Annotated in this window: 18 protein-coding genes; 9 read left to right on the top strand and 9 right to left on the bottom strand. The window is 63.1% G+C overall.

Going from position 1 to position 21,888, the window contains the following annotated elements; all coding sequences use genetic code 11:
- From H578_RS0104770 to H578_RS0104805, 8 genes are all read left to right on the top strand, one after another.
- Complete coding sequence (locus H578_RS0104770) at positions 1–762, top strand: YebC/PmpR family DNA-binding transcriptional regulator (RefSeq protein WP_022872560.1); 762 nt, start codon at positions 1–3, stop codon at positions 760–762.
- A 33-nt stretch (positions 763–795) separates the two neighbouring features.
- Positions 796–1,464, top strand: a complete 669-nt coding sequence (ruvC, locus tag H578_RS0104775) for a crossover junction endodeoxyribonuclease RuvC (RefSeq protein WP_022872561.1) — start codon at positions 796–798, stop codon at positions 1,462–1,464.
- A gap of 89 nt (positions 1,465–1,553) precedes the next feature.
- Positions 1,554–2,186 (top strand): Holliday junction branch migration protein RuvA, encoded by a 633-nt coding sequence (gene ruvA, locus H578_RS0104780; RefSeq protein ID WP_022872562.1) that lies wholly within the window; start codon positions 1,554–1,556, stop codon positions 2,184–2,186.
- 4 nt (positions 2,187–2,190) lie between these two features.
- On the top strand, positions 2,191–3,255 hold the full coding sequence (gene ruvB / locus H578_RS13365) for a Holliday junction branch migration DNA helicase RuvB (protein ID WP_022872563.1): 1,065 nt from the start codon (positions 2,191–2,193) through the stop codon (positions 3,253–3,255).
- Positions 3,256–3,321: 66 nt separating this feature from the next.
- On the top strand, positions 3,322–3,708 hold the full coding sequence (locus H578_RS15475) for a preprotein translocase subunit YajC (RefSeq protein ID WP_022872564.1): 387 nt from the start codon (positions 3,322–3,324) through the stop codon (positions 3,706–3,708).
- A gap of 12 nt (positions 3,709–3,720) precedes the next feature.
- Positions 3,721–5,658, top strand: a complete 1,938-nt coding sequence (secD, locus tag H578_RS13375) for a protein translocase subunit SecD (RefSeq protein ID WP_022872565.1) — start codon at positions 3,721–3,723, stop codon at positions 5,656–5,658.
- A gap of 1 nt (position 5,659) precedes the next feature.
- On the top strand, positions 5,660–6,817 hold the full coding sequence (secF, locus tag H578_RS13380) for a protein translocase subunit SecF (RefSeq protein ID WP_084709924.1): 1,158 nt from the start codon (positions 5,660–5,662) through the stop codon (positions 6,815–6,817).
- 40 nt (positions 6,818–6,857) lie between these two features.
- The gene (locus H578_RS0104805; RefSeq protein ID WP_028463948.1) at positions 6,858–9,254 is read left to right on the top strand and encodes a RelA/SpoT family protein; all 2,397 of its coding nucleotides are present in this window, start codon (positions 6,858–6,860) and stop codon (positions 9,252–9,254) included.
- On the opposite strand, the gene H578_RS16170 is transcribed toward H578_RS0104805, so the two are convergent.
- The 7 genes from H578_RS16170 to lipB all read right to left on the bottom strand — a co-directional run bounded on the left by H578_RS16170 (position 9,221) and on the right by lipB (position 16,926).
- Positions 9,221–9,919 (bottom strand): hypothetical protein, encoded by a 699-nt coding sequence (locus H578_RS16170; RefSeq protein ID WP_156837213.1) that lies wholly within the window; start codon positions 9,917–9,919, stop codon positions 9,221–9,223. The two genes, H578_RS0104805 and H578_RS16170, sit on opposite strands and share 34 nt — an antisense overlap.
- Before the next feature lie 89 nt (positions 9,920–10,008).
- Entirely contained in the window at positions 10,009–10,503 is a 495-nt protein-coding gene (ruvX, locus tag H578_RS13390) for a Holliday junction resolvase RuvX (RefSeq protein WP_033420274.1), read from the bottom strand.
- The gene (alaS, locus tag H578_RS0104815) at positions 10,500–13,196 is read right to left on the bottom strand and encodes an alanine--tRNA ligase (protein WP_028463949.1); all 2,697 of its coding nucleotides are present in this window, start codon (positions 13,194–13,196) and stop codon (positions 10,500–10,502) included. The genes ruvX and alaS overlap by 4 nt, the downstream gene beginning before the upstream one ends.
- 133 nt (positions 13,197–13,329) lie before the next feature.
- The gene (gene rpsD / locus H578_RS0104820; RefSeq protein ID WP_022872569.1) at positions 13,330–13,962 is read right to left on the bottom strand and encodes a 30S ribosomal protein S4; all 633 of its coding nucleotides are present in this window, start codon (positions 13,960–13,962) and stop codon (positions 13,330–13,332) included.
- Positions 13,963–14,220: 258 nt separating this feature from the next.
- Positions 14,221–15,030: a DUF4191 domain-containing protein gene (locus H578_RS0104825; protein WP_022872570.1), complete on the bottom strand. Its 810-nt coding sequence runs from the start codon at positions 15,028–15,030 to the stop codon at positions 14,221–14,223.
- A gap of 51 nt (positions 15,031–15,081) precedes the next feature.
- Positions 15,082–16,062 carry a lipoyl synthase gene (gene lipA, locus H578_RS0104830; protein ID WP_028463950.1) on the bottom strand — a complete coding sequence of 327 codons (981 nt, stop codon included), beginning with the start codon at positions 16,060–16,062 and terminating at the stop codon, positions 15,082–15,084.
- A gap of 123 nt (positions 16,063–16,185) precedes the next feature.
- On the bottom strand, positions 16,186–16,926 hold the full coding sequence (gene lipB / locus H578_RS13395; RefSeq protein WP_022872572.1) for a lipoyl(octanoyl) transferase LipB: 741 nt from the start codon (positions 16,924–16,926) through the stop codon (positions 16,186–16,188).
- Between the two features lie 159 nt (positions 16,927–17,085).
- On the opposite strand from lipB, the gene H578_RS15480 reads away from it, so the two are divergent.
- Positions 17,086–18,561 carry a serine/threonine protein kinase gene (locus H578_RS15480; RefSeq protein ID WP_169558501.1) on the top strand — a complete coding sequence of 492 codons (1,476 nt, stop codon included), beginning with the start codon at positions 17,086–17,088 and terminating at the stop codon, positions 18,559–18,561.
- A gap of 18 nt (positions 18,562–18,579) precedes the next feature.
- On the opposite strand, the gene sucB is transcribed toward H578_RS15480, so the two are convergent.
- Complete coding sequence (sucB, locus tag H578_RS0104845; protein ID WP_022872574.1) at positions 18,580–20,448, bottom strand: 2-oxoglutarate dehydrogenase, E2 component, dihydrolipoamide succinyltransferase; 1,869 nt, start codon at positions 20,446–20,448, stop codon at positions 18,580–18,582.
- A gap of 52 nt (positions 20,449–20,500) precedes the next feature.
- Positions 20,501–21,865: a dihydrolipoyl dehydrogenase gene (gene lpdA, locus H578_RS0104850; protein WP_022872575.1), complete on the bottom strand. Its 1,365-nt coding sequence runs from the start codon at positions 21,863–21,865 to the stop codon at positions 20,501–20,503.
- Between the last annotated feature and the right edge of the window lie 23 nt (positions 21,866–21,888).

Genomic DNA, 21,888 nt, shown 5'->3' on the forward strand with positions numbered 1-21,888 from the left:
ATGGCCGGCCACTCCAAATGGGCCAACACTAAGCACCGCAAAGCTGCTGTGGATGCCAAACGGGCCAAGATCAACGCCCGCTACATCAAGCAGATCGAGGTTGCCGCACGCAATGGCGGCCCGGATCCCGCGGGTAACCCGGCCCTGGACTTGGCGGTCTCCAAAGCGAAGAAGGAGTCGGTGCCCAATGACAACATCGACCGGGCCATCAAACGCGGGGCCGGGCTCACCGGTGATGCAGTGGACTACGAGGAAATCACCTACGAAGTCCGCGGTCCGGCCGGTTCTGCACTGTTAGTGGAATGCCTCACGGATAACCGCAACCGCGCAGCCTCAGAGGTACGCACCGCGGTGACCCGGGCCGGGGGAACCGTTGCTGATCCGGGCTCGGTGGCCTACATGTTCCAGCGCAAAGGCGTGGTCAATGTGCCCAAGACCGAGGGACTCACCGAAGATGACGTGCTCGCGGCGGTCCTGGAGGCCGGTGTGGAGGAAGTCATCGAACATGAGGAATCCTTCGAAGTGCAATCCGAACCCAGTGACCTACACGACGTCGTCAAAGGTCTTGAAGAAGCCGGAATCAGCTACGACAACGATGAGGTCGCCTTTGTCTCTGATATCAAGGTCGATCTAGAGCTCGACGACGCCAAGAAGTTCCTGCGACTCCACGACGCTTTAGAAGATCTCGACGACGTGCAGAACATCCACACCAACGCGGACCTCTCCTCCGAGACGCTCGCCGCGCTCGACGCCGAAAGCTGACGGTATCTGCCCGTGCCGGCGGTCAGCAGAGCGGTGAAGTCAACAGCTGCGGACTCCCGAGTTGCTCAGCGGATCCTCGGGGTTGATCCGGGGTTGACCCGGTGTGGATTCGCTGTGGTGGAGATGCAGCCAAACCGCACCGGAACCTCTGTGCACGTGGAGGTCACCGGCACCTGCAGCGAGGATGACCTAGCTCATCGTATTCTGGCCATCCAGCGGGCTGCCGAAGATCTGCTTGAGGCCTACGCTCCTGATGTCCTAGCCATCGAACGGGTCTTCTCCAGTTCCAACGCTCCCACGGCCATGGCCACGGCACAGGCTTCCGGCGTCATTATCGCCGCCGCGGCCGCCCGGGGAATCCCGGTGGCTTGGCACACTCCCAGTGAGGTCAAGGCCGCAGTCACCGACGACGGCAGAGCCGGTAAGGATGCCGTGGCCCGCATGGTCCAGCGCATCTTGAAATTGCCGGGCCGGCCTAAGCCGGTCGATGCCACCGATGCCTACGCGGTGGCGATCTGCCACGCCTGGCGTTCAGGGATTGGGGCGGCCTACAACATGTCAGCGGCAACCCGCACCCACCAGGGGGCCCGCACCGCAGCCCAACAAGCGGCCGAAGAACAGCGCGGAGGGCTCACCCCCGCGCAACGAGCCTGGCAGGAGGCAGAGAAACGTGCCGGTGGCCGAGTGAGCCGTCCACGGTAGGACTCGCCGTGAAGCGGTGGCGCGCGGTCTCAGCGGTGAGCGCTACAGTGGTCGAAGATGTGTTCTATAGAGCGTAAAGGGGGCCAGCGGTGATCGCCAGCATCCGCGGTGAGGTGTTGCATGTGGGACTCGACCACGCCGTGGTGGAGGTTTCCGGGTTCGGACTGCATGTCTCCGCCACGGCGCAGACGCTCAGCCAGCTCCGGGCTGGCGAGCACACCCTGCTGCAGACCAGCTACGTTCCTCGGCAGGATGAAGCCCCCTTACTCTTTGGCTTCGCTGACACCGACGAGCGCGAGATCTTTACCACCCTGCTGGGTATCTCCGGAGTGGGGCCCCGGTTAGCACTGGCGGTGCTCTCAGTACACACTCCCACTGATGTGCGGCTGGCGATCCGAGATTCGGATACCGCAGCCTTTACCAAAGTTCCCGGCATTGGAAAGAAGACCGCCCAGCGGATCTTGTTGGAGCTGGCTGGCAAGCTCGTGCTCGATGAGGTGTCCACCGGTGAAGGTGAGTCTCAGAAGCAGTCGGCGCCTGGCGACGTCGTCAGTGCTGAGGTCCGTGCAGCACTGGTCTCCCTGGGGTGGAGTGAGAAGGACGCTGCTGCGGCGGTGGACCGGACCATCAGCGCAACTCCTGAACTGGCGCAGGCACAGACGGCTGAGGTGCTGCGAGCGACCCTGCGGTCCCTGGGCGCCTCCAAGGCGGTGACCGGATAACACTGTGAGTACCGAAGATCCCCGCGAGCGGGTCGGCACCACCCAGGCGGCCGAAGAGAAACAGCTTGAAGCTGCGTTGCGTCCCAAAGCGTTGGAAGACTTTGTGGGGCAGCGGACGGTGCGTGCTCAGTTGTCGCTTGTGTTGGAATCGGCCAAGCTGCGTCAGCAGGCTGCTGACCATGTTCTGCTCTCCGGGCCCCCGGGATTGGGCAAAACGACTCTGGCTATGATCGTCGCCTCGGAGATGAGCGCACCGCTGCGCATTACCTCCGGTCCGGCGATTCAGCACGCCGGTGACCTGGCAGCCATCCTGTCCTCCTTGGCTGAAGGGGAGGTGCTCTTCGTCGATGAGATCCACCGGATGTCCCGCCCGGCTGAGGAGATGCTCTACATGGCGATGGAAGACTTCCGGGTGGACATCATCGTGGGTAAGGGTGCCGGGGCCACCTCGATTCCGTTGGAGTTGCCGGCCTTCACCCTGGTGGGTGCCACCACCCGCGCCGGACTTCTCCCCGGTCCGCTGCGCGACCGCTTCGGCTTCACTGCACACCTGGAGTACTACAGTCCCGACGAACTGGAGCGTGTGCTGCGCCGCTCAGCCGGGATGCTCGACGTCGCCGTTACCGACGCGGGCTTCACCGAGATTGCCACACGGTCCCGGGGTACCCCCCGTATTGCCAACCGGCTGTTACGCCGAGTACGGGACTGGGCGCTGGTCCACGGGGTGCAGCAGGTAGACCGGGACGCGGCCTCCGAGGCGTTGAACACTTATGAGGTCGATATCCGCGGCCTGGACCGCCTGGACCGAGCCGTTCTCGAAGCGCTGTGCACCACCTTCCGTGGTGGACCGGTAGGTCTGTCTACCCTGGCGGTCATCGTCGGCGAGGAGACCGAAACGGTGGAGACCGTCGCCGAACCCTACCTGGTCAGAGAAGGGCTGCTGGCCCGCACACCACGTGGGCGTGTAGCCACCGAAGCCGCCTTCAAACACCTGGGCCTGACTCCTCCTGAGGACACCAGAACGGAGAACCACACCCCTGACACGGACCCATTGTGGGAAGAGCGCTGAACAGCCTCGCGGTGAACTCACCCGTCTTCAGGGATCCAGCGGCCCAAGGTGATATCGTGACCCGTTGTGATTGACCTGCCCGTGATGACCTTCCTCGCCGACGAGACTGGCGAAGACTTCAACCCACTGACCGACCCGCTGCTGCTGGTCATGTTCGGCTTGATTGCGCTGTTCATGATCTTCACCCTCCGGCGGGGGCGAAAAATGCGTGAAGCCCAACGGGACGCCCACAGTGGCGCCGTGGTGGGCGCTGAAGTCATTACCGCTGGGGGCCTCGTCGGCACTGTTGTCCACCGTGATGAGGAGCGCCAGCGCATCACCTTGGAATTCTCCACCGGTGACCGTGCCGATTTCCTCCTCGGAGCGGTCCAGCAGGTGACCGAACCGGCCCCGGGCCAGCCCGGCACCCACGGGCCGGAAACCACCGACCCCACTTCCGGCGACAAGAACTAACGCACCCCACCCATGGCCCAGTCGAAACCTGTGCGGAAAGCCCGCGCGGCGCTTATTGCGCTGTTCGTCCTCCTCTTCGCCATGGGCGGAACCCTGCTCTACGGGGTGACCCAGGACCGTGCCCAGTGGGCGCCACTGCTGGCCTTGGACCTGGAGGGTGGCACACAGATGGTGCTGGCCCCGCAGGTCGAAACCGGTGAAGAGATCGACGATGAGCAGCTCGAACAGGCCGTGGAGATCATCCGGCAACGCGTGGATGGCACTGGTGTGGCCGAGGCTGAAATCACCACACAGGGTGCCGAGAACATCGTGGTTTCCCTGCCGGGTGCACCGGATGAAGAGACCCGTGAACTCATCCAGGCACCAGCGGATATGCAATTCCGTCCCGTCATCCAGACCCGCCAGGATCCCTTCTACCTCACCGAGCTGATGCGCGACGGCGCACAGGCCGATTACGAAGCCGGTGAGATGAGTGAAGAGGACTACCAGGAGTGGCTGGAGGACTACGAAGAGGAAATCGCCCAACTCGAGGAGGAAGAGGGCGAAGAGGCCGTTCCCGAGGACTTCCCCGAACCTGAAGGTGAACCAGAGAACCACTCCGACCCCAACTGGGTCACTCCCGAGCTGGCCGCTGAGTTCGAGAACTACCGCTGCAGCCAGGATGTCAGCGTCGAGGAACGCGACCAGTGGGACGACGATGAGCCGATGATTACCTGCGACCCCCGCAGCGGTGAAGTTTTCCTGCTGGGGCCGGTGGACGTCCCGGGTGAGAACATCGACGACGCCACGTGGGGCACCCACCAGCAGCGCCCCGGGGAATACGTGGTCAACGTGCGTTTCGACTCCGAGGGTGCTGATCTTTTCTCTGAGTCCTCGGTCCGGCTCTACGGGCTCAGTGGAGATCAGAACCGCTTTGCCGCGGTGCTCGACGGTCATGTGGTGACCTCTCCGACGATGAACGCGCCCATCACCGACGGCCGAGCTGAGATTTCCGGCAGCTTCACCGAAGAGGAGGCGGAAAGCCTCGCTGAGCAGTTGCGCTACGGTTCTCTGCCCCTGAGCTTCAGTATCGAATCTGAGGAACAGATCTCTGCCACCTTGGGTGCTGACCAACTGCGCATGGGTCTGATTGCCGGGATTATCGGTCTGTTACTCACCGCCGGTTACGCCATCTACCAGTACCGGGCTCTAGCCCTGGCGGTGACGATCCCGTCACTGGTCGTGGTGGGGCTGCTCACCTGGTGGGCGATCTCCTTGCTGGGCTGGTCCGACGGCTACCGGCTCTCCCTGGCCGGTATCGCGGGGTTGATCCTGTCCATCGGTCTGACGGCTGACTCCTTCGTGGTGTACTTCGAGCGCGTCAAGGATGAACTCCGTGAGGGCAGATCTCTGGCCGGAGCAGTGGAATCCGGGTGGTCGCGGGCCCGGCGTACCATTTTGGCGTCCAAAGCGGTGAATATCATCGCCGCGGTGGTGCTCTACCTGGTGGCGGTGGGGAATGTGCGCGGATTCGCCTTCACCCTAGGTTTGACGGCACTGATCGACGTCATCCTCGTCTTTCTCTTCACCCATCCGCTGATGCAGCTGTTGGCCCGGCGGAAGTTCTTTGCCTCCGGGCGGAGGTTCTCCGGCCTCAGTGAGAAGGAGCTGGGAGTGGATGTCCTCTACCGCGGTGCCGGGCGATTCGCCCGCCGCAACGTCGTCTACTCCGACCCAGAGGCTGTTGGTGCCATGGCTGCTGATGCCCCTGAACCGGACTCCGCATCCGCCGACCGCTCCGAGGAACTGCCCGAGATCTCTGAGGAGGAATGGGCGCAGATGACCATCGCCGAACGCCGGCGGGCGCGTATGGAACGCCAGCGGCGCCACCGCGAGGAGACCGACGACGTCGGCGAGTCCCAGAGTGCCCACACCCCGGCAGATGCCACCGCAGGCGGGGGTGAACGCTGATATGGCTGCAGGTTTCGCTCAGGCCGGTAACCAGCTCTACACCGGTGAACGGTCGTATCCGTTTATCCAGCGGTCCCGCATCTGGTTTGTTGCTGCCGCGCTCATCATCATCGCGTCGGTGGCGGTGCCGTTTATTCGTGGTGGATTCAACTTCGGTATCGAGTTCACCGGTGGCAGTGAGTTCACGGTCTCCCAGACGGAGACCACCGATGTCAGCATCGGTGAAGAGGTCGTTGCCGAGGTCGCCGGGCAGGAGGCGGTCGTGACGAATATCGCCCCCCAGACGGTCCGGGTACAGACTGAGGAACTTGACGACACGGAGACACTGCAGGTCGCCGAAGGCCTCCAGGAAGGCTACGGAGTGGGCTCCGATCAAATCTCCTCGACTTATATTGGTCCGGTCTGGGGTGAGCACATCTCCCAGCAGATGATCGTCGGGCTGGTGATTTTCCTCGCCTTGGTTGCGCTCTATATGACGGCCTACTTCCGGACCTGGACGATGTCGGTGGCCGCCTTGGCCGGTCTGGGTTTCGTGGTCATCACCACGGTCGGTATCTATGCCGCCACCGACTTCGAAGTGACCCCGAGCGCCATTATTGGCTTCCTCACCATCCTTTCGTACGCCCTGTACGACACGATGGTGGTCTTCGATAAGATCCGTGAGAACCTCGAGCCGCTTCACGATCAGAAGGATCAAACCTTCGCCGAACGAGTCAACCTCGCGGTGAACCAGACCCTGGTTCGCTCGGTGAACACCTCTGTGGTCGGCATCCTGCCCGTGGGATCGATTCTGTTTATCGGTGCTGGTCTCCTCGGTGCGGGCACGCTACGGGATATTGCCCTGGCCCTGTTCACCGGCATCATCGTTGGCACGATTGCCACGATCTTCGTTCAGGCACCGTTGTATGCGTTCATGCGTCGGCGGGATCCGGCCATCCGCGAACATACCGAGGAAGTGCTCCGGTTGCGTCAAGAGCGTGGCATCGGCACAGTGACCCACTCCGGTACCCCCTTGGATGAGAACGGCAAGCCGATTCCGTTCCCCCCGTTGCCCGAGCCTGAGATTGATGAGGACGAGGCCGAAGATGAAGGCATCCCGGATTGGGATGCACTCATCGTGGCGGAGTCGGTCGGAGGCGACGACGAACGGCGATCCTAAGTCGGGAGTCGGGCCTGACCTCCACTACAATGGCCGCACCATGACTGCTGACGACGGCGCCCCGGGCTCCCACACGGTGAGCTCTCCGCAGACGGCAGCGCCAGATGCTGCCGCCCAGAATGCGGCTGCCGCGGAACGGGCTTCTGCGCCTCGTCGTCGTTCCCGTAGCGTGGGAACCCTGGCTGAATCGGGAGACTCTCCCTTGCTGGAGCCGCTGCTGCGTGCGGTGAAAGCTAACGGCGGCCAGGAGGATCTGCCCCTGATCCGGCGGGCTTTCGACGTCGCCCATCACCATCATGCTGGGCAGAAGCGCAAATCCGGCGACCCATACATCACCCACCCTGTAGCGGTCGCCACGATACTGGCTGAACTCGGCCTCAATGGTCCGACGTTGGCGGCCGCTCTGCTGCATGACACCGTCGAGGACACTGACTACAGTCTCGAGGAACTCACCGACGATTTCGGTGAGGAAGTCGCCCTGCTCGTCGATGGCGTGACCAAGCTGGACAAGTTGAAGTTCGGCGACGCCGCCCAGGCGGAGACGGTCCGCAAGATGGTTCTGGCCATGGCCAAGGACATCCGCGTGCTGATGATTAAGCTCGCTGATCGACTCCACAATGCCCGCACCTGGCGGTATGTGCCCGCGGAGTCTAGTGCCCGCAAGGCCAAGGAGACTCTGGAGATCTTCTCTCCGTTGGCTCACCGGCTGGGGGTCAACACCATCAAATGGGAGCTGGAGGACCTCTCTTTCGCGGCACTGTACCCCAAGGTGTATGAAGAGATCGTCCGTCTGGTGGGTGACCGCACACCCCAGCGAGAGAAGTTCCTCTCTGAGGTGCGTGAGACCATCGCCGAGGACCTCAATGAGGCCAATATTGCGGCCACGATCACCGGTCGGCCCAAACACTACTACTCGATCTACCAGAAGATGATCGTTCGCGGCAAAGAGTTCGACGACATCCACGACCTCATGGGGGTCCGGGTGCTCGTCGAGACAGTGCGGGACTGCTATGCAGCTCTTGGGGCACTGCACGCCCGCTGGTCGCCCTTGCCGGGGCGGTTCAAGGACTACATCGCGATGCCGAAGTTCAATATGTACCAGTCCCTGCACACTACGGTGCTGGGACCGGAGGGCAAACCGGTTGAAGTCCAGATCCGCACCTATGAGATGCACCGCCGGGCGGAATACGGTGTCGCTGCCCACTGGAAGTACAAGCAGGACGGCACCAGCGCTCAGAATGGGGCAAGCCAGCAGCTACCTGCGGGTTCGACTCCCCGAACCGCAACCCAGGAGTCCCAGGCCACCGCAGACATCGGGTGGCTGCGTTCGCTGGTGGACTGGCAATCTGAGACCAAGGATCCTGACGAGTTCCTGGATTCCCTGCGGTATGAGATCAACGCCAAAGAGGTCTTCGTCTACACCCCCAAGGGTGAGGTCATCTCCCTGCCTGCCGGGGCAACCCCGGTGGACTTCGCCTACGCCATCCATACCGACGTCGGCCATAAGACCATCGGTGCGCGGGTGAATGGGAAACTCGTTCCGCTCAGCTCGGAACTGCAGCACGGCGATTGGGTGGAGATTTTCACCTCCAAAGCGGAGGGGGCCGGTCCTTCCAGCGACTGGTTGCAGTTCGTTCGTTCCCCGAGGGCGCGGAATAAGATCCGGCAGTGGTTCTCTAAGGAACGCCGTGAAGAGTCGATCGAACGCGGCAAGGAGATGCTGACCAAGGCCATCCGGAAATCGAACTTGCCGCTGCAGAAGGTGATGAACCCGGATGTGCTGCTGGCTGTGGCCCAGCAGCTGCACTACCAGGACATCTCGGCGCTATACGCGGGGGTGGGGGAGGAGCATGTCTCCACCCAGAACGTGATCGAGCACCTGCAGGATTTGCTCGCTCCTGATGAGGACGAAGAGTCTGAGGAGCACGACACCACTCCGATTACCGCACCGCCGAGCAAGCCGGCCGAGTACTCGGATGCTGGTGTGGTGGTCAAAGGGGCAGGCAATGTCTTGGCCAAGCTGGCCCGATGTTGTACTCCGGTTCCCCCCGATGAGATCGAAGGTTTCGTCACGCGCGGGCAGGGTGTGTCAGTGCACCGGGCGGACTGTCGCAATGTCAAGCAGCTGCGTGAGGAGCCCGGCCGGCTGGTGGAGGTCGAATGGGCGCCGTCGAAATCCTCAGTGTTCTTGGTGGAGATCCAAGTCGAGGCTCTGGATCGGAAGTCTTTGCTCTCTGATGTGACCCGCGTGCTCGCCGAATCCCAGGTCAATATTCTCTCCGCCACGGTGCACACCTCAAAGGACCGGGTGGCCATCTCACGGTTCAGCTTCGAAATGGGTGACCCCCGCTACCTCAACCACGTGCTGAACTCAGTACGCCGTATCGACGGTGTGTACGACGTCTACCGCACCGTCGGTAAACGCCGCGAAACATAACTCAGCGTCTCTTCAGCCCGTTGGGCTCGCTGGGGGAGTCGGTGCTCAGAGCGCACACTGCGCGCCGCGACTCGGTGCGCCAGATCTGTGGTGTTCATGCCGGTACGCTCCAGCAGCACGTGTAGGAGATGACGACGACGCCGCATCGGCTCGTCTTCATGCGTCTGTTTCACAGCGTCGAGCGCTACCGAACACCCAGAGACCCCCACACCCAGGAAAAGATCCTCCATGGTGCGCTCCAGGGTGGTTACTGAGACGGTTCCCACTCGGGTATGGGCCTGTCGCGGCAAGGGGACCTGGTGAATCTGCCACAGGGTGGGTTCGCTGAGATTCGGCCGACGGAAAAGACCGTCTGTGGTGACGTGGACTCTAGCTGGTGCCCGCCCACCCAGGTGCACCCACGCCGCGGTTTCCCCACATAACGTGCCGTGGGCACGTAATACATGGTTGAGCAGACTCGCTGCTGCCTCCGCCCGGGCCACTGGTGGGGTGCAGGCCCCGCGGGGAACCCACACATCGGCGATCACCCGGTGAAGAACCCCCTGGCTTTCGAGCACCTGGAGCTCTTCCGCTGTGAACGGTCGGCCGGGTCGGTAAGTCGCCACAGCGCGGTCAGGGGAGGGAGAAACTGCCGAAGCGGGGCGCCGGTGGATTGTGGTGTTCATAGCAGTAGGGTGACCAGGGGCCCGCACCGGGTGCAAGAGGGTCCGGACCGGTTGTGGAAAACGCCCGGTACCGTCGAGGAAGCAAGCGATCAGGCCCCGGAGGGAAAGCCAGTGACGGGAACTCCTGGTTCGGTGCCCTGGGCTGCGCGGGTCTCCAAAGCCTGCGTGAGAATCTCCACCGCGGCCGCCTGGTCAATCCGGTCCCGCTGATCACGAGACTCCACGCCCGCCTGGCGCATCTTCCCCGCCGCGGAGACTGTGGAGAGCCGCTCATCCACCAGCCGGACCTCGGTCCCCAGACCAGCTTCCTGCAGCCGGACAGCCAACTGGTCAGCGTATTGGCGGGCCTTCTGCGTGGAGAGGGTCTCCTCCCCGGAGAGGGAGATCGGCAGTCCGACGTAAATGACCTGCGCCGCCCGATCGGCGGCGATCCGGGTGAGCATGCGCAGGTCGGATCCCCGATTGGGGTCCCGCCGCAAGGTCATTACCGGGGTGGCTAGTAAGGCATCGGGATCCGATGCCGCCAGTCCGACACGTGCCTCACCGACATCAACCCCCAGCCGGACTCCGGCACGAGCACTCATCGGCGCGAACGCACCGCCGTGACGATCGCATCGAGAGCTGCTGGAATCTGTTGGGGATCCTGGCCGCCCCCCTGAGCGAGGTCCGGTTTGCCGCCTCCACCGCCGCCGAGGATCTGCGTAGCGGTCTTGACCAGATCACCAGCGGAGACTCCCTCTTCGCGGGCCTGCTCGGTAGTCCCCACCACGATCACCGGTCGGGACTTCGATTCTCCGGCCACCGCCACCACAGCAGCACGGCTACCGAAACGTCCGCGTAGGTCCATCACCAGCTGGCGCAGGTCCCCGCCTTCAGCCTCCCCGGCGTTGTGAGCCAGCACGGAGATGCCGTCGGCGTCGACGGCCTCATCGACCAGCCGGGCAGCTGAGGCGCGCAACTGCTCGGCGCGTAGCCGCTGAAGTTCCCGTTCAGTTTCCTTGAGCTTTTGCAGTGTGGAGGCGATCCGGTCGGGGACCTGGTCTGCTGGGACCTTCAGCATCTCTGTGAGCTGGTTGACCAGTGTCCGTTCGGCCGCGAAGTGTTTGAAAGCATCCAAACCGACCAGTGCCTCAACACGCCGGTTGCCAGCCCCTACCGAGGATTCCGACAGCAGCGCCAGGGTGCCGATCTCCGCTGTGGAGTCCACATGGGTGCCCCCGCAGAGTTCGCGGGACCATTCACCATTCATCTCCACGACCCGGACCCGTTCGCCGTATTTCTCACCGAAGAGCATCATCGCTCCCATGGCTTGAGCGTCTTCCAGGGACATCACCATAGTTTCAACCTCATGGTTGTCCCGGATCGCCAGATTGGAGATCTCTTCGAGTTCCTGACGTGCCCCCGGGGAGAGGGCGTCGTCGTGAGTGAAGTCAAAGCGTAGATACCCCTCCTTGTTGAAGGAGCCTGCCTGCACCGCCTCAGGGCCAAGAACATCGTGCAAGGCCGCATGGATGATGTGGGTGGCCGAGTGAGCCTTCTGAGCATCCAGGCGCCGCCGCACATCAATGGTGCTCAACGCTTGGGCACCCACGTGCACCTCCCCGGAGAGCACCCGACCCCGATGGATTGATAGCCCCCCGATGGGGGACTGCACATCGGTGATCTCCAGGGTGAAACCATCCCCGGTAATGCGGCCGGTGTCCGGAGCCTGCCCGCCGGCTTCGGCATAAAACGGGGTGGCATCGAGGACCACTTCGATCTGCTCACCGGCCGAGGCGCGGTCCCGCAACTGGCCATCGACCAGAAGGCCCCGAATACGGGACTCCGTGGTGTGTTCGGTATACCCGGTGAAGTGAGTCGGCTGACCAGCCAGTAGCTGCCGGTAAATCTCCGTGTCGGCGTGACCGGACTTCTTGCCCTGAGCATCGGCGCGGGCGCGCTGGCGCTGCTCGGCCATCAGCTCACGGAAGGTCTCTTGGTCCACTTCGACGCCGGCTTCTTCGGCCATCTCCAAGGTGAGGTCAATGGGGAAGCCATAGGTATCGTGCAAAGCAAAGGCGTCATCGCCGGAGAGCCGCCCGCCAGAGCGCTTGGCCTCGGTCACCGCGGTCTCCAGGCGCTGAGTGCCCGCGGAGATGGTCCGCAAGAAAGCCTGTTCCTCTTTGACCGCCACTTGGTGGATCGTGCCGAAGTTCGTCTCGACCTCCGGGTAGACGCCCTTCATTGCGTCCTTAGAAACAGTGATGAGGTCGCCGAAGACCGGCTCTTCCACTCCGAGCAGGCGCATACCGAGGATGACCCGCCGAATGAGTCGGCGCAGGATGAATCCACCCCCTTCGTTCGAGGGGCGGACACCGTCACTAATGAGCATCAGTGCACTGCGGGTGTGATCGGCCACCATGCGCAGACGCACGTCATGGGAATGATTCGGGTCCGAGGGATCCTCCGTGGAGGTGTACGTCACCCCGGCCAGTTCCGCAGCACGGTCCAGAACCGGGCGCACCTGGTCGGTTTCATACATGTTCTCCACGCCCTGGAGAACCATCGCCAGACGCTCCAGGCCGAGGCCAGTATCGATGTTCTTGTTCTCTAGCGGACCGGCGACCTCAAAATCCGACTTCGAGTGGACTGCAGAAAGCCGGTACTGCATGAAGACCAGGTTCCAGATCTCCACGTAGCGGTCCTCATCCGCCGCCGGACCGCCTTCGGCGCCATAGGCGGGACCGCGATCGTAGTAGATCTCCGAACACGGGCCACCGGGACCGGGTTGACCGGTGTTCCAGTAATTATCCTCCGGGCCGAACCGTTGGATGCGCTCAGCGGGCACGCCCACAGTCTCGCGCCAGATCTCGTACGCTTCGTCGTCGTGCTCATATACGGTGACCCAGAGCCGGTCCGGATCGAGTCCGTAGCCGCGTAAACCAGTTGCAGGGTCCCCCTCCACTGGTGTGGTCAGCAGCTCCCAGGCCATCGGGATGGCCGTTTCTTTGAAGTAGTCCCCGAAGCTGAAGTTCCCGCACATCTGGAAAAACGTCCCGTGGCGGGCGGTCTTGCCGACCTCTTCGATGTCCTCAGTGCGGATGCACTTCTGCACAGAGACCGCCCGGGAATACGGGGGAGTCTCGACGCCGGTGAAGTACGGAATAAACGGCACCATGCCGGCGATGGTGAACAGCAAAGAGGGTTCGGAGGAGACCAATGACGCCGAGGGCACCTTCGTATGCCCCTTGGCCTCGAAATAGTCGTACCAGGTGCGGGTGATCTCCTCGGACTTCACCGATTCCTCCAGATCTTGCATCAGCGCGTCAACGCCGGGTCAGGCGCCCGGACAAGTCTACTGTGGGCTATGAAACAGCGAACCCGCCGTGCCCGATCAAGGCGACGGCGGGTCCGATGTCGAACACCTGGAATCAGCGAGCGTAGTACTCGACGACCAGCTGCTCTTCGCAGGTCACGGGAACTTCGGACCGCTCGGGCTTACGCACCAGGGTGGCCTGCAACTTCTCCAGGTCCACACTGAGGTAGCCGGGAACGTCCGGCAGGACCTCCTGGTGAGCACCGGCGGCGGCGATCTGGAACGGCTCGAACTTCTCGCTGCGTTCGTGCACGTGGATCATCTGCCCCGGCTTGACGCGGTACGAGGGACGGTCCACGCGCTTGCCGTTGACCAGGATGTGGCGGTGCACCACAAACTGGCGGGCCTGAGCGATCGTGCGAGCGAATCCAGCGCGCAGCACCAAGGCGTCCAGGCGGGACTCCAACAGCTCGATGAGGTTCTCACCGGTCAGCCCCTCGGACTGACGCTTGGCTTCCTCGTAGTAGCGCAGCATCTGGGACTCGCGGATACCGTACTGAGCGCGCAGCTTCTGCTTCTCCCGCAGACGCACCGCGTAGTCGGAGTCGGTGCGACGCCGGGTGCGGCCGTGCTGGCCCGGACCGTAAGGACGCCGGTCGAGGTACTTCTGGGCCTTGGGAGTCAGGGCCACGCCGAGCGCGCGCGAGGCCTTGACGGTCCGCCGAGCCCGCAAAGGAGTCTTAGGCATTGTGTCTCTTTCTGCTTGACGAAGCGGCATCGTGTTGATTCATCCGTGGATGGCAGTGACATCCACGGCTCCTGGCCTCCGCCGCCCCGGGCACGGAGAGACCCAGCTGCCGATTGCTGGGGGACTGCGGTACCGGTGTTGAATCAGGGCGTCTCATGGGCACACCGGTCCTGCCAGACAGCAGACCAGTCTACGCTATGCACTCTGTGTTATTCCAGTCCGTTGAGGGGGTCGCGTGGGCGCCCCTGCGTGTAGACCTCAGCCTCGGAGGGCTTTGCGGTCCGGGCGGACGCGGTAAGGATCCACACCCTTGGGGATGGGCGGACGCACTGCCGGGAGTGCGGAGAGGCGCTGCTCAACAGCGTGGACCTCATGCTTCGTCAGAGATTTGTCCAGCTTCTTAATGTGCTTGGTCAGCTGCGGCAGGGGCACCTGACCTTCGGCACGACCCACGTGGACCACGTGAACCGGGACCCCGGTGTTCTTCAAAATGGGGGAGAGGCGCTTCTGCGTGCGGGAGGCCAACTTCTTCACCCGGTTGGGCGGGCCCTCGGTAATGAGAATGACGCCGGGCTTGCCGATCACCCGGAAGACCGAATCCTGGGTCTTGGGGTCCATGGCTACGGGTTCTTCGGTGATGATCCACCCGCGGCGCAGGGTGTTCAGTGCTGCAACGGCAGCCCCCGGGCGTCCCTCGATGCGGTGGAAGGCCGCTTTCTGCGCACGCCGGTTCATCACGATCATGGCCCCGAGCAAAGCCGAAGGCAGGGCCACCAGCAGACCGGTGATCCAGTTCAGCAGCACGGTAAACAGCACGAACGTCACGGTGAAGGCCACCAGCGCGGCCAGCGCCATCCACCACCCGATGTTCGGGTCGTAGGTGCGGGTCATATTGAAGACCTGCTTGATGCGGGAGAAGAACCCGTCACCTGAGCCGGACTTCTTCTTGGCCTTCTTGCGCGCCTTAGCCTCAGCCTTGTCGCGCTTGCGCTGCTCCTTGAGCTTCTTCAGCTCTGCCTTGGCTTCCTCCTTGGAGGAAACCTGGGGGGTACTCGACTTCGCTGCCATGATGCCCCCAGCCTACCGGAGATGTGCCGGGGAATCTCCTCGCCACCCGGCTCAGAAACCGGCTGCGACCAGGGTCGAGGCCTCCTGCTTGGTCTGACCGGAGGGTTCAATGTGGGACAGCTCCTCAGGAATGGGCCAGCCCTTCTTCTGCATCGCCTTGGCCCAGAGGGAACCGGCACGGTAGGAGGAGCGCACCAAGGGGCCGGACATCACACCGAGGAAACCGATCTCTTCGGCCTCCTGAGAGATCTCCATAAACTCTTGGGGCTTGACCCAGCGATCCACTGGCAGGTGGCGGGGAGTGGGCCGTAGGTACTGGGTGATGGTCAGCAGGTCACAGCCGGCCTCGTGGAGGTCGCGCAACGCTTCGGAGATCTCCTCTCGGGTCTCGCCCATCCCCAGGATCAGATTCGATTTGGTAATCATCCCGTGCTGACGGCCCTGGGTGAGCACATCAAGGGAGCGCTCGTAGCGGAATGCCGGACGGATCCGGCGGAAGATGCGCGGCACCGTTTCCACATTGTGCGCGAAGACTTCCGGGTTGGCCTCACAGATGCCGGCGATGTTTTCCTCCTTGCCGGAGAAGTCCGGGATGAGGATTTCGACGCCGGTGCCTGGGTTCAACTCGTGAATCTTCCGGATGGTCTCAGCGTAGAGCCAGACTCCTTCATCGGGAAGGTCATCGCGGGCCACACCGGTGACCGTGGCGTAGCGCAGCTGCATCTCCCGCACAGATTCAGCCACTTGTAAGGGTTCGGCCTCATCAAGCGCGGCGGGACGGCCAGTGTCGATTTCGCAGAAGTCACACCGCCGGGTGCAGGCGGAGCCACCGATGAGGAACGTAGCCTCGCGGTCTTCCCAGCACTCGAAGATGTTCGGGCAGCCAGCTTCCTCGCAGACGGTGTGCAGGCCCTTAGAGCCCACCCGTTTCTTCATCTCGGCGAACTCGGGACCCATTTTGACTTTGGTACGCATCCACTCGGGTTTGCGCTCGACCGGCACCGCGGCGTTCTTCGCCTCGACGCGAAGCATTCGCCGGCCTTCGGGGGCCACATTGGTGGACCGGGAACCGCTTCCGGCGCCGCAGCCACCTGCAGCCGGTGCCTGGTCGATGAGCTGGTCAGTCATGTGGAAATGCCTTCCTTGGCCGGGGGCTTAAGGTCGTGGGGATGTCGGCTCAGAGGCGACGCAGGCAGTGAACTGGGGTGCGACGTCGTCGTGCTCTGTGACATCATCCGGTGCTTTGATCAACGGCGGCAGGGCAGTGCGCAATTCCGCCTCGATACGATCGACCACATCCCGGGGGGTCACCGTGGTTCCGGTCTCCCGAGTGATGGAGGTCGTTTCGGCGTCGTTGATGCCACAGGGGATGATGTTCTCGAAGGGACGCTGCTCATTGGAACAATTGAGGGCGAACCCGTGGGTGGTCACGCCACGGTGGTTGCGGATCCCGATCGCGGCGATCTTGCGGTCTGGAACTCCGGCCGCAGCATCGCCGAGGATCCATACACCGATCCGGCCCTCAACACGGGTGGAATCGATGCCGAAGTCCTCACGCAGTACCTTCATGATGACGTCTTCTAAGGTGCAGACGTACTGCTTGACCAGGGTGCGGTGTTTCAGGTGCAGGATCGGGTAGCCAATGAGCTGACCGCGGCCATGCCAGGTGATTTTTCCTCCGCGATCGACATCGACCACCGGAGTGCCATCACGGGGACGTTCATGAGGCTCAGTCCGCCGACCGGCGGTGTACACATCGGCGTGCTCCAGCAAATACACCCGGGAGGCAGCAGGATCGGCGAGCACCTCGTGGTGGGCCTGCCGTTGCAGATCGAAGGCCTCACGGTAATCGACCAGCTCGGGATCGAAACCGAGTCGGTGGAACGGAAGACTCATAGCTCCACCCTACGCCCTGTGGAGCGTTCCACGCTGGTGAGGACGAGCACACCAGCCAGGCCTGTGGAAAACGCCTGCAGAGCGCTGCTCTGCGCGGCACACTGGGGAGGTATGAACACCGCTGACAATGTGACACCGAGTCTGAGGTTGAGGCAGACCGTGAGCTCCACAACGTCCGAACTAGCGGTCTCCGGCACCGTTGGGGATTCTTCGCAGGTGGTCAGACCAGAGGCCGAAGGGCTGGTCGTGGAACGGCTGCTAGGCATTGGAGGCCGGTGCGCGGTATGGGAGGTCAGGCGTACGAAACCGGTTCCGGCCGGTTGCCGGTGGGTCACTGCGGGGGATGCTGTCCCCCAACGGTTGGCTTTGAAGGTGGCTTTGGAGTCCAGCCGGACGGTGCCCGCTGTGCACGGAATGGTCTCCGAACTGGAAGCGATGGCCACCTTGCGGCATCCGCATGTGGTGCGAGCCTGGGGTGTGGTGGAGACCAGCGCAGGAGTCGGGCTCCTGCTTGACCTCTACGCTGCCGGTTCCCTGGCAGCTCTCTGCGCCGGACGTGGGCCGCTGAGCGTGCCAGAGGCTGTGACAGTCTTCACCCCGGTGGCTGAGGCATTGGCTTACCTCCACCGGGCAGGCGCCGCTCACGGCGATGTCAGGTGTGCCAACATTCTGCTGGCGCCCGATGGTCATCCGGCCCTGGCTGATCTGGGAGATGCCCAGGTGCTTGGCATGCCAGCCCGAGAAGCCGCTCCTGCCGAAGACATCCGCCAATTGGCCGCATCGCTGTGGCAAGCACTCACCGGTGAGGAGCCGGGGGAAGAGGCCGGCCGAGCGCCACTGCGTACCCTGTGTGCTGAGGCGCCCGCTGCTCTGGCGGATCTCCTCGAGGCCGGACTCGATACTCGGGCCTCGCAGCGGCCACGTGCCGAAGAATTCGCCCGTGAACTCTACGCCTGTGCGACCGCGGAACCTCTGGATCTGCGGGACCACGTCAATGACCATGTCCTGGCGGAGGTGCCGACGGTACCGGCAAGCGGATACCGACCCGCTGGGCGCCAAAGGTCTGTTCGGCAGTTAGCTGGTGCGGCAGTGCTCGCCGCTAGTGTGCTGACTGGCGCTGGCTTCTGGTGGACTCTCGAAGAGACCGCCCAGCCGCATGCTGCTGAGGCTGAGGCCGCCGGCTATGGCGGGGGAGCGCGAACTCAGGACACTGAGAACACCGAGGGCACCGAGAAAGTCACGGCTGAGGAGCCGGCGCAGCACACTGATGACCTGATTGCTGAGCTCACCGAGGAGTTCTTACCGTGGCTGGCAGCAGAACGCACTGCGGCCCTGCGAGACCCCGATCCCGGTGCCAACCTCACCTACGTTCAAGCGGACTCTTCGGCGGAAGAGAGCGAACGAGCGTTACTGGAGTACATGGTGAGCGAAGATCTCCGTTACACGGGTGAACCCTTACGGATCGAATCCTCCTCCGAGCCGGAAGAAGGGCCAGACGGCAGTATCGAACTTCAGGTGAGGGTCACCGCAGAGACTTTCGAGGGCGAGGGCACAGTCACCCAGCAGGCAGTCCTGACCCTTCAGCGCACTGAAGAATCGGAACTGCTGCTGGGTGACATCGAGGTCATGGACTGACCAGCAGCCAGCCGGTGTTTACAGGCCGAGCTGGGCCTCGAAGTTACCTTCTTCGAGACGAGCCTTCAGCGTCTGGAGGAAGCGCCCGGCGTCGGCCCCATCCACGATCCGGTGATCGTAGGTCAGCGACAGGTACATCAAGTGCCGGATACCGATGGTGTCATTGCCGTCAGCATCCATGACGACCTTCGGCCGTTTCTCGATGGTGCCAGTGCCGAGAATCGCTACCTGCGGCTGGTTGATGATCGGAGTATCGAACAGCGCCCCGACCGATCCGATGTTCGTGATGGTGAACGTACCGCCGGAGAGCTCCTCCGGGCCGATCTTCCCCTCACGGGTTCGGGTGGCGACGTCGACGATCTTCTTGGCCAGACCCGGGATGGAGAGATCTCCGGCGTCACTGATAACGGGTACGAGCAGACCCTTCTCCGTATCCACGGCGAAAGCCAGGTGCTCAGCATCGTGGTAGATGATCTGTTGGTCATCCTCGTGGTACTCGGCGTTGAGCTTGGGATGCTGCTTCAGCGCCTCGGTCACTGCCGTAGCGATGAATGGCAGGTAGGTGAGGTTCACGCCGTTCTGCTGCTTAAAGGACGCCTTGGCTTTGGCCCGGAGGTTGACAATCCGGGTCATGTCGACTTCCTGGACCTGGGTCAGCTGAGCTGAGACCTCCAGGGACTCCTTCATTCGGCGAGCAATGACCTGACGGATGCGTGGTGCCTTCTCTGTGGTTCCGCGCTTGGTGGTGTCGACCTCCACCTCAGGGGCCGGCTTCGGTGCAGAGTCCGACGCCGGCTGCTGAGCGGGAGCCGAGGTCTTCTTCTGCGCCTCCGCGGCGTCGAGAACATCCTGCTTGCGGATGCGTCCACCCACACCAGTGCCCTTCACCTGGGAGAGATCCACACCCTCCTTCTTCGCCAGCCGGCGCACCAGAGGCGTGACGTAGCCCTCCGCTGCGGAGTCATCACCGGAGGAGTCCTCAGCGGACTGAGTCTGCTGCGGCTCGTGCTGTGCCGGTGCTTCGTCCTGAGGAGTCGGTTCGCCAGCCGGCTCGGAGGAGGTCTCCTCGTCACCGCCCTGCGGTGCGGAGGACTCAGCGGGAGCCTCTTGGCGAGTCTCCTCCTCGGCTTGGTCAGCACCGGTGTCACCGGACTCGCCTTGGTCACCACCGCCGGAAGGTGCAGCCGAGGAACCAATCAGCGCCAGCACGGCACCGACCTCCACGGTCTCGTCCTCACTGACCTTCAGCTCTTGGACGGTACCGGCGACAGGGGAGGGAACTTCGGTATCAACCTTGTCCGTGGAGACCTCCAGCAGGGGTTGGTCAACCTCGACCTCCTCTCCGACTTCCACCAACCACCGGGTGACGGTGCCTTCGGTGACAGATTCACCGAGCGCGGGCAGGGTGACCTCCTCTGCATCCCCGGAGGGCTGCGGCGAGTCAGAGGATGTCTCCTCGGCAGGAGACTGCTCCTGCTCGGTGGACTCCGCCCCGCCGGCCTCACCGGCGGCAGGAGTCGGGGCCTCTTCCTCAGCGGCCTGTTCTGTGGCCTCGGGGGTCTCGGCGGCGGCAGCAGCGTCCTCAACGTCATCGGCCTCTTCGCCGGATGACTCACCGCCGGAGGATGAGTCATCTGAGCCGCCTCCGGACCTGTCTCCGATGCGGATCAGTGGGGCGCCGACCTCGACGGTCTCGTCCTCGTCGACGAGGAGCTCCTCGACGACGCCCGCAGCGGGGGAGGGGACTTCAGTGTCGACTTTATCCGTGGAGACCTCCACGATGGGCTGGTCGACCTCGACCTCCTCTCCGACCTCGACGAGCCATCGGGTGACAGTGCCTTCGGTGACGGACTCACCGAGTGCGGGAAGGTTCACAGTCTCAGACATCGTGTCCGGCTCCTACTCGTATTCTCTGGGCTTCGCTCAGCTCGCGGACGGATCAGCCGTGCAGCGGGTGGCCGAAGAGAGCCATGGCGGCCTCTCCGAGGGCTTCGTTCTGGGTGGGGTGGGCATGGACCAGGGTGGCAACATCCTCCGGATAGGCCTCCCAGTTGACGATGAGTTGGGCCTCACCGATCTGCTCGCTGATCCGGCTGCCGATGCCGTGGACGCCGACAATCGGACCGCCCTTGACCGCGACCATCTTGATGATGCCGCCGGTGCCCAGGATCGAGGACTTGCCGTTACCGGCGAGGTTGTACTCGGTGACCTGGATGTTGTCCTTACCGAACTCGTCTTCGGCCTTGGGCTGGGTGTAGCCCACTGACATGATCTCCGGCTCACAGAAAGTGACCTTGGGGATATTGATGTCCTCGACGATCATCGGGTTGTTGCCGGCGATCTCCTCGGCGACGAAAATTCCCTGCTGGTAGCCACGGTGGGCCAACTGCAGTCCCGGGACGATATCGCCAATGGCGTAGATATTGCCGACCCCGGTGTGCAGTCGCTCATTGGTGATGACAAAACCGCGGTCTAAGGTGATGCCGACATCCTCGAAACCGAGCCCTTCGGTCACTGGGCCGCGGCCGACGGCGACCAGGCAGATCTCCGCCTCGAAGGTCTTGCCGTCCTCCAAGGTGACCTTCACGCCGTCGTCGGTCTCTTCGACGTCCTTGAAGAAGGTGCCGGTGTTGAAGGTGATGCCGCGTTTTTTGAAGCTGCGCTCAAGCTGCTTGATGATCGCCGGGTCTTCATTGGGCACCAGGCTGGGCAGCCCCTCAATGATCGTGACATCGGTGCCGTAAGAGGTCCAGGCCGAGGCGAACTCGCAGCCGATGACACCACCACCGAGCACCAGGGCCGATTTCGGGGTGTAGTCCAGCTCAAGTGCCTCCGTGGAGGTGATAATCCGCTTCGACAGGGGTAGCCCCATGGTCTTGGACGTGGACCCGGTAGCGAGCACAATGTTCTTGGCCCGGTACCGAGTGCCAGCGACGTCGATTTCGGAGTCAGAGACGAGCTTGCCTTCGCCTTCGATGACCTGGATCTTGCGCATCTTCAGCAGCCCGGAGAGGCCCTTGTACTTGCCGGCGACGATGCCGTCCTTGTACTCCTTGACCTGAGCCATGTCCACCCCCTCAAAGGTGGTCTTCACGCCATATTTCTCACTGGACTTGGCCTCGTCGGCCAGTTCAGCGGCGTGCAAATAGGCCTTAGTGGGGATGCAGCCGGTGTGCAGGCAGGTGCCGCCGAGTTTGGACTTCTCGATGAGTCCGACGGAGTAGCCGTGCTGGACTGAACGCAGCGCGGCCGCGTAGCCGGCGCTTCCTCCACCGAGGACCAGGACATCGAATTCTTCGGCCACAGTGATTCGCTCCTAGGGGGTAG

The sequence above is a fragment of the Nesterenkonia alba DSM 19423 genome, assembly GCF_000421745.1.
Lineage (GTDB): Bacteria > Actinomycetota > Actinomycetes > Actinomycetales > Micrococcaceae > Nesterenkonia > Nesterenkonia alba.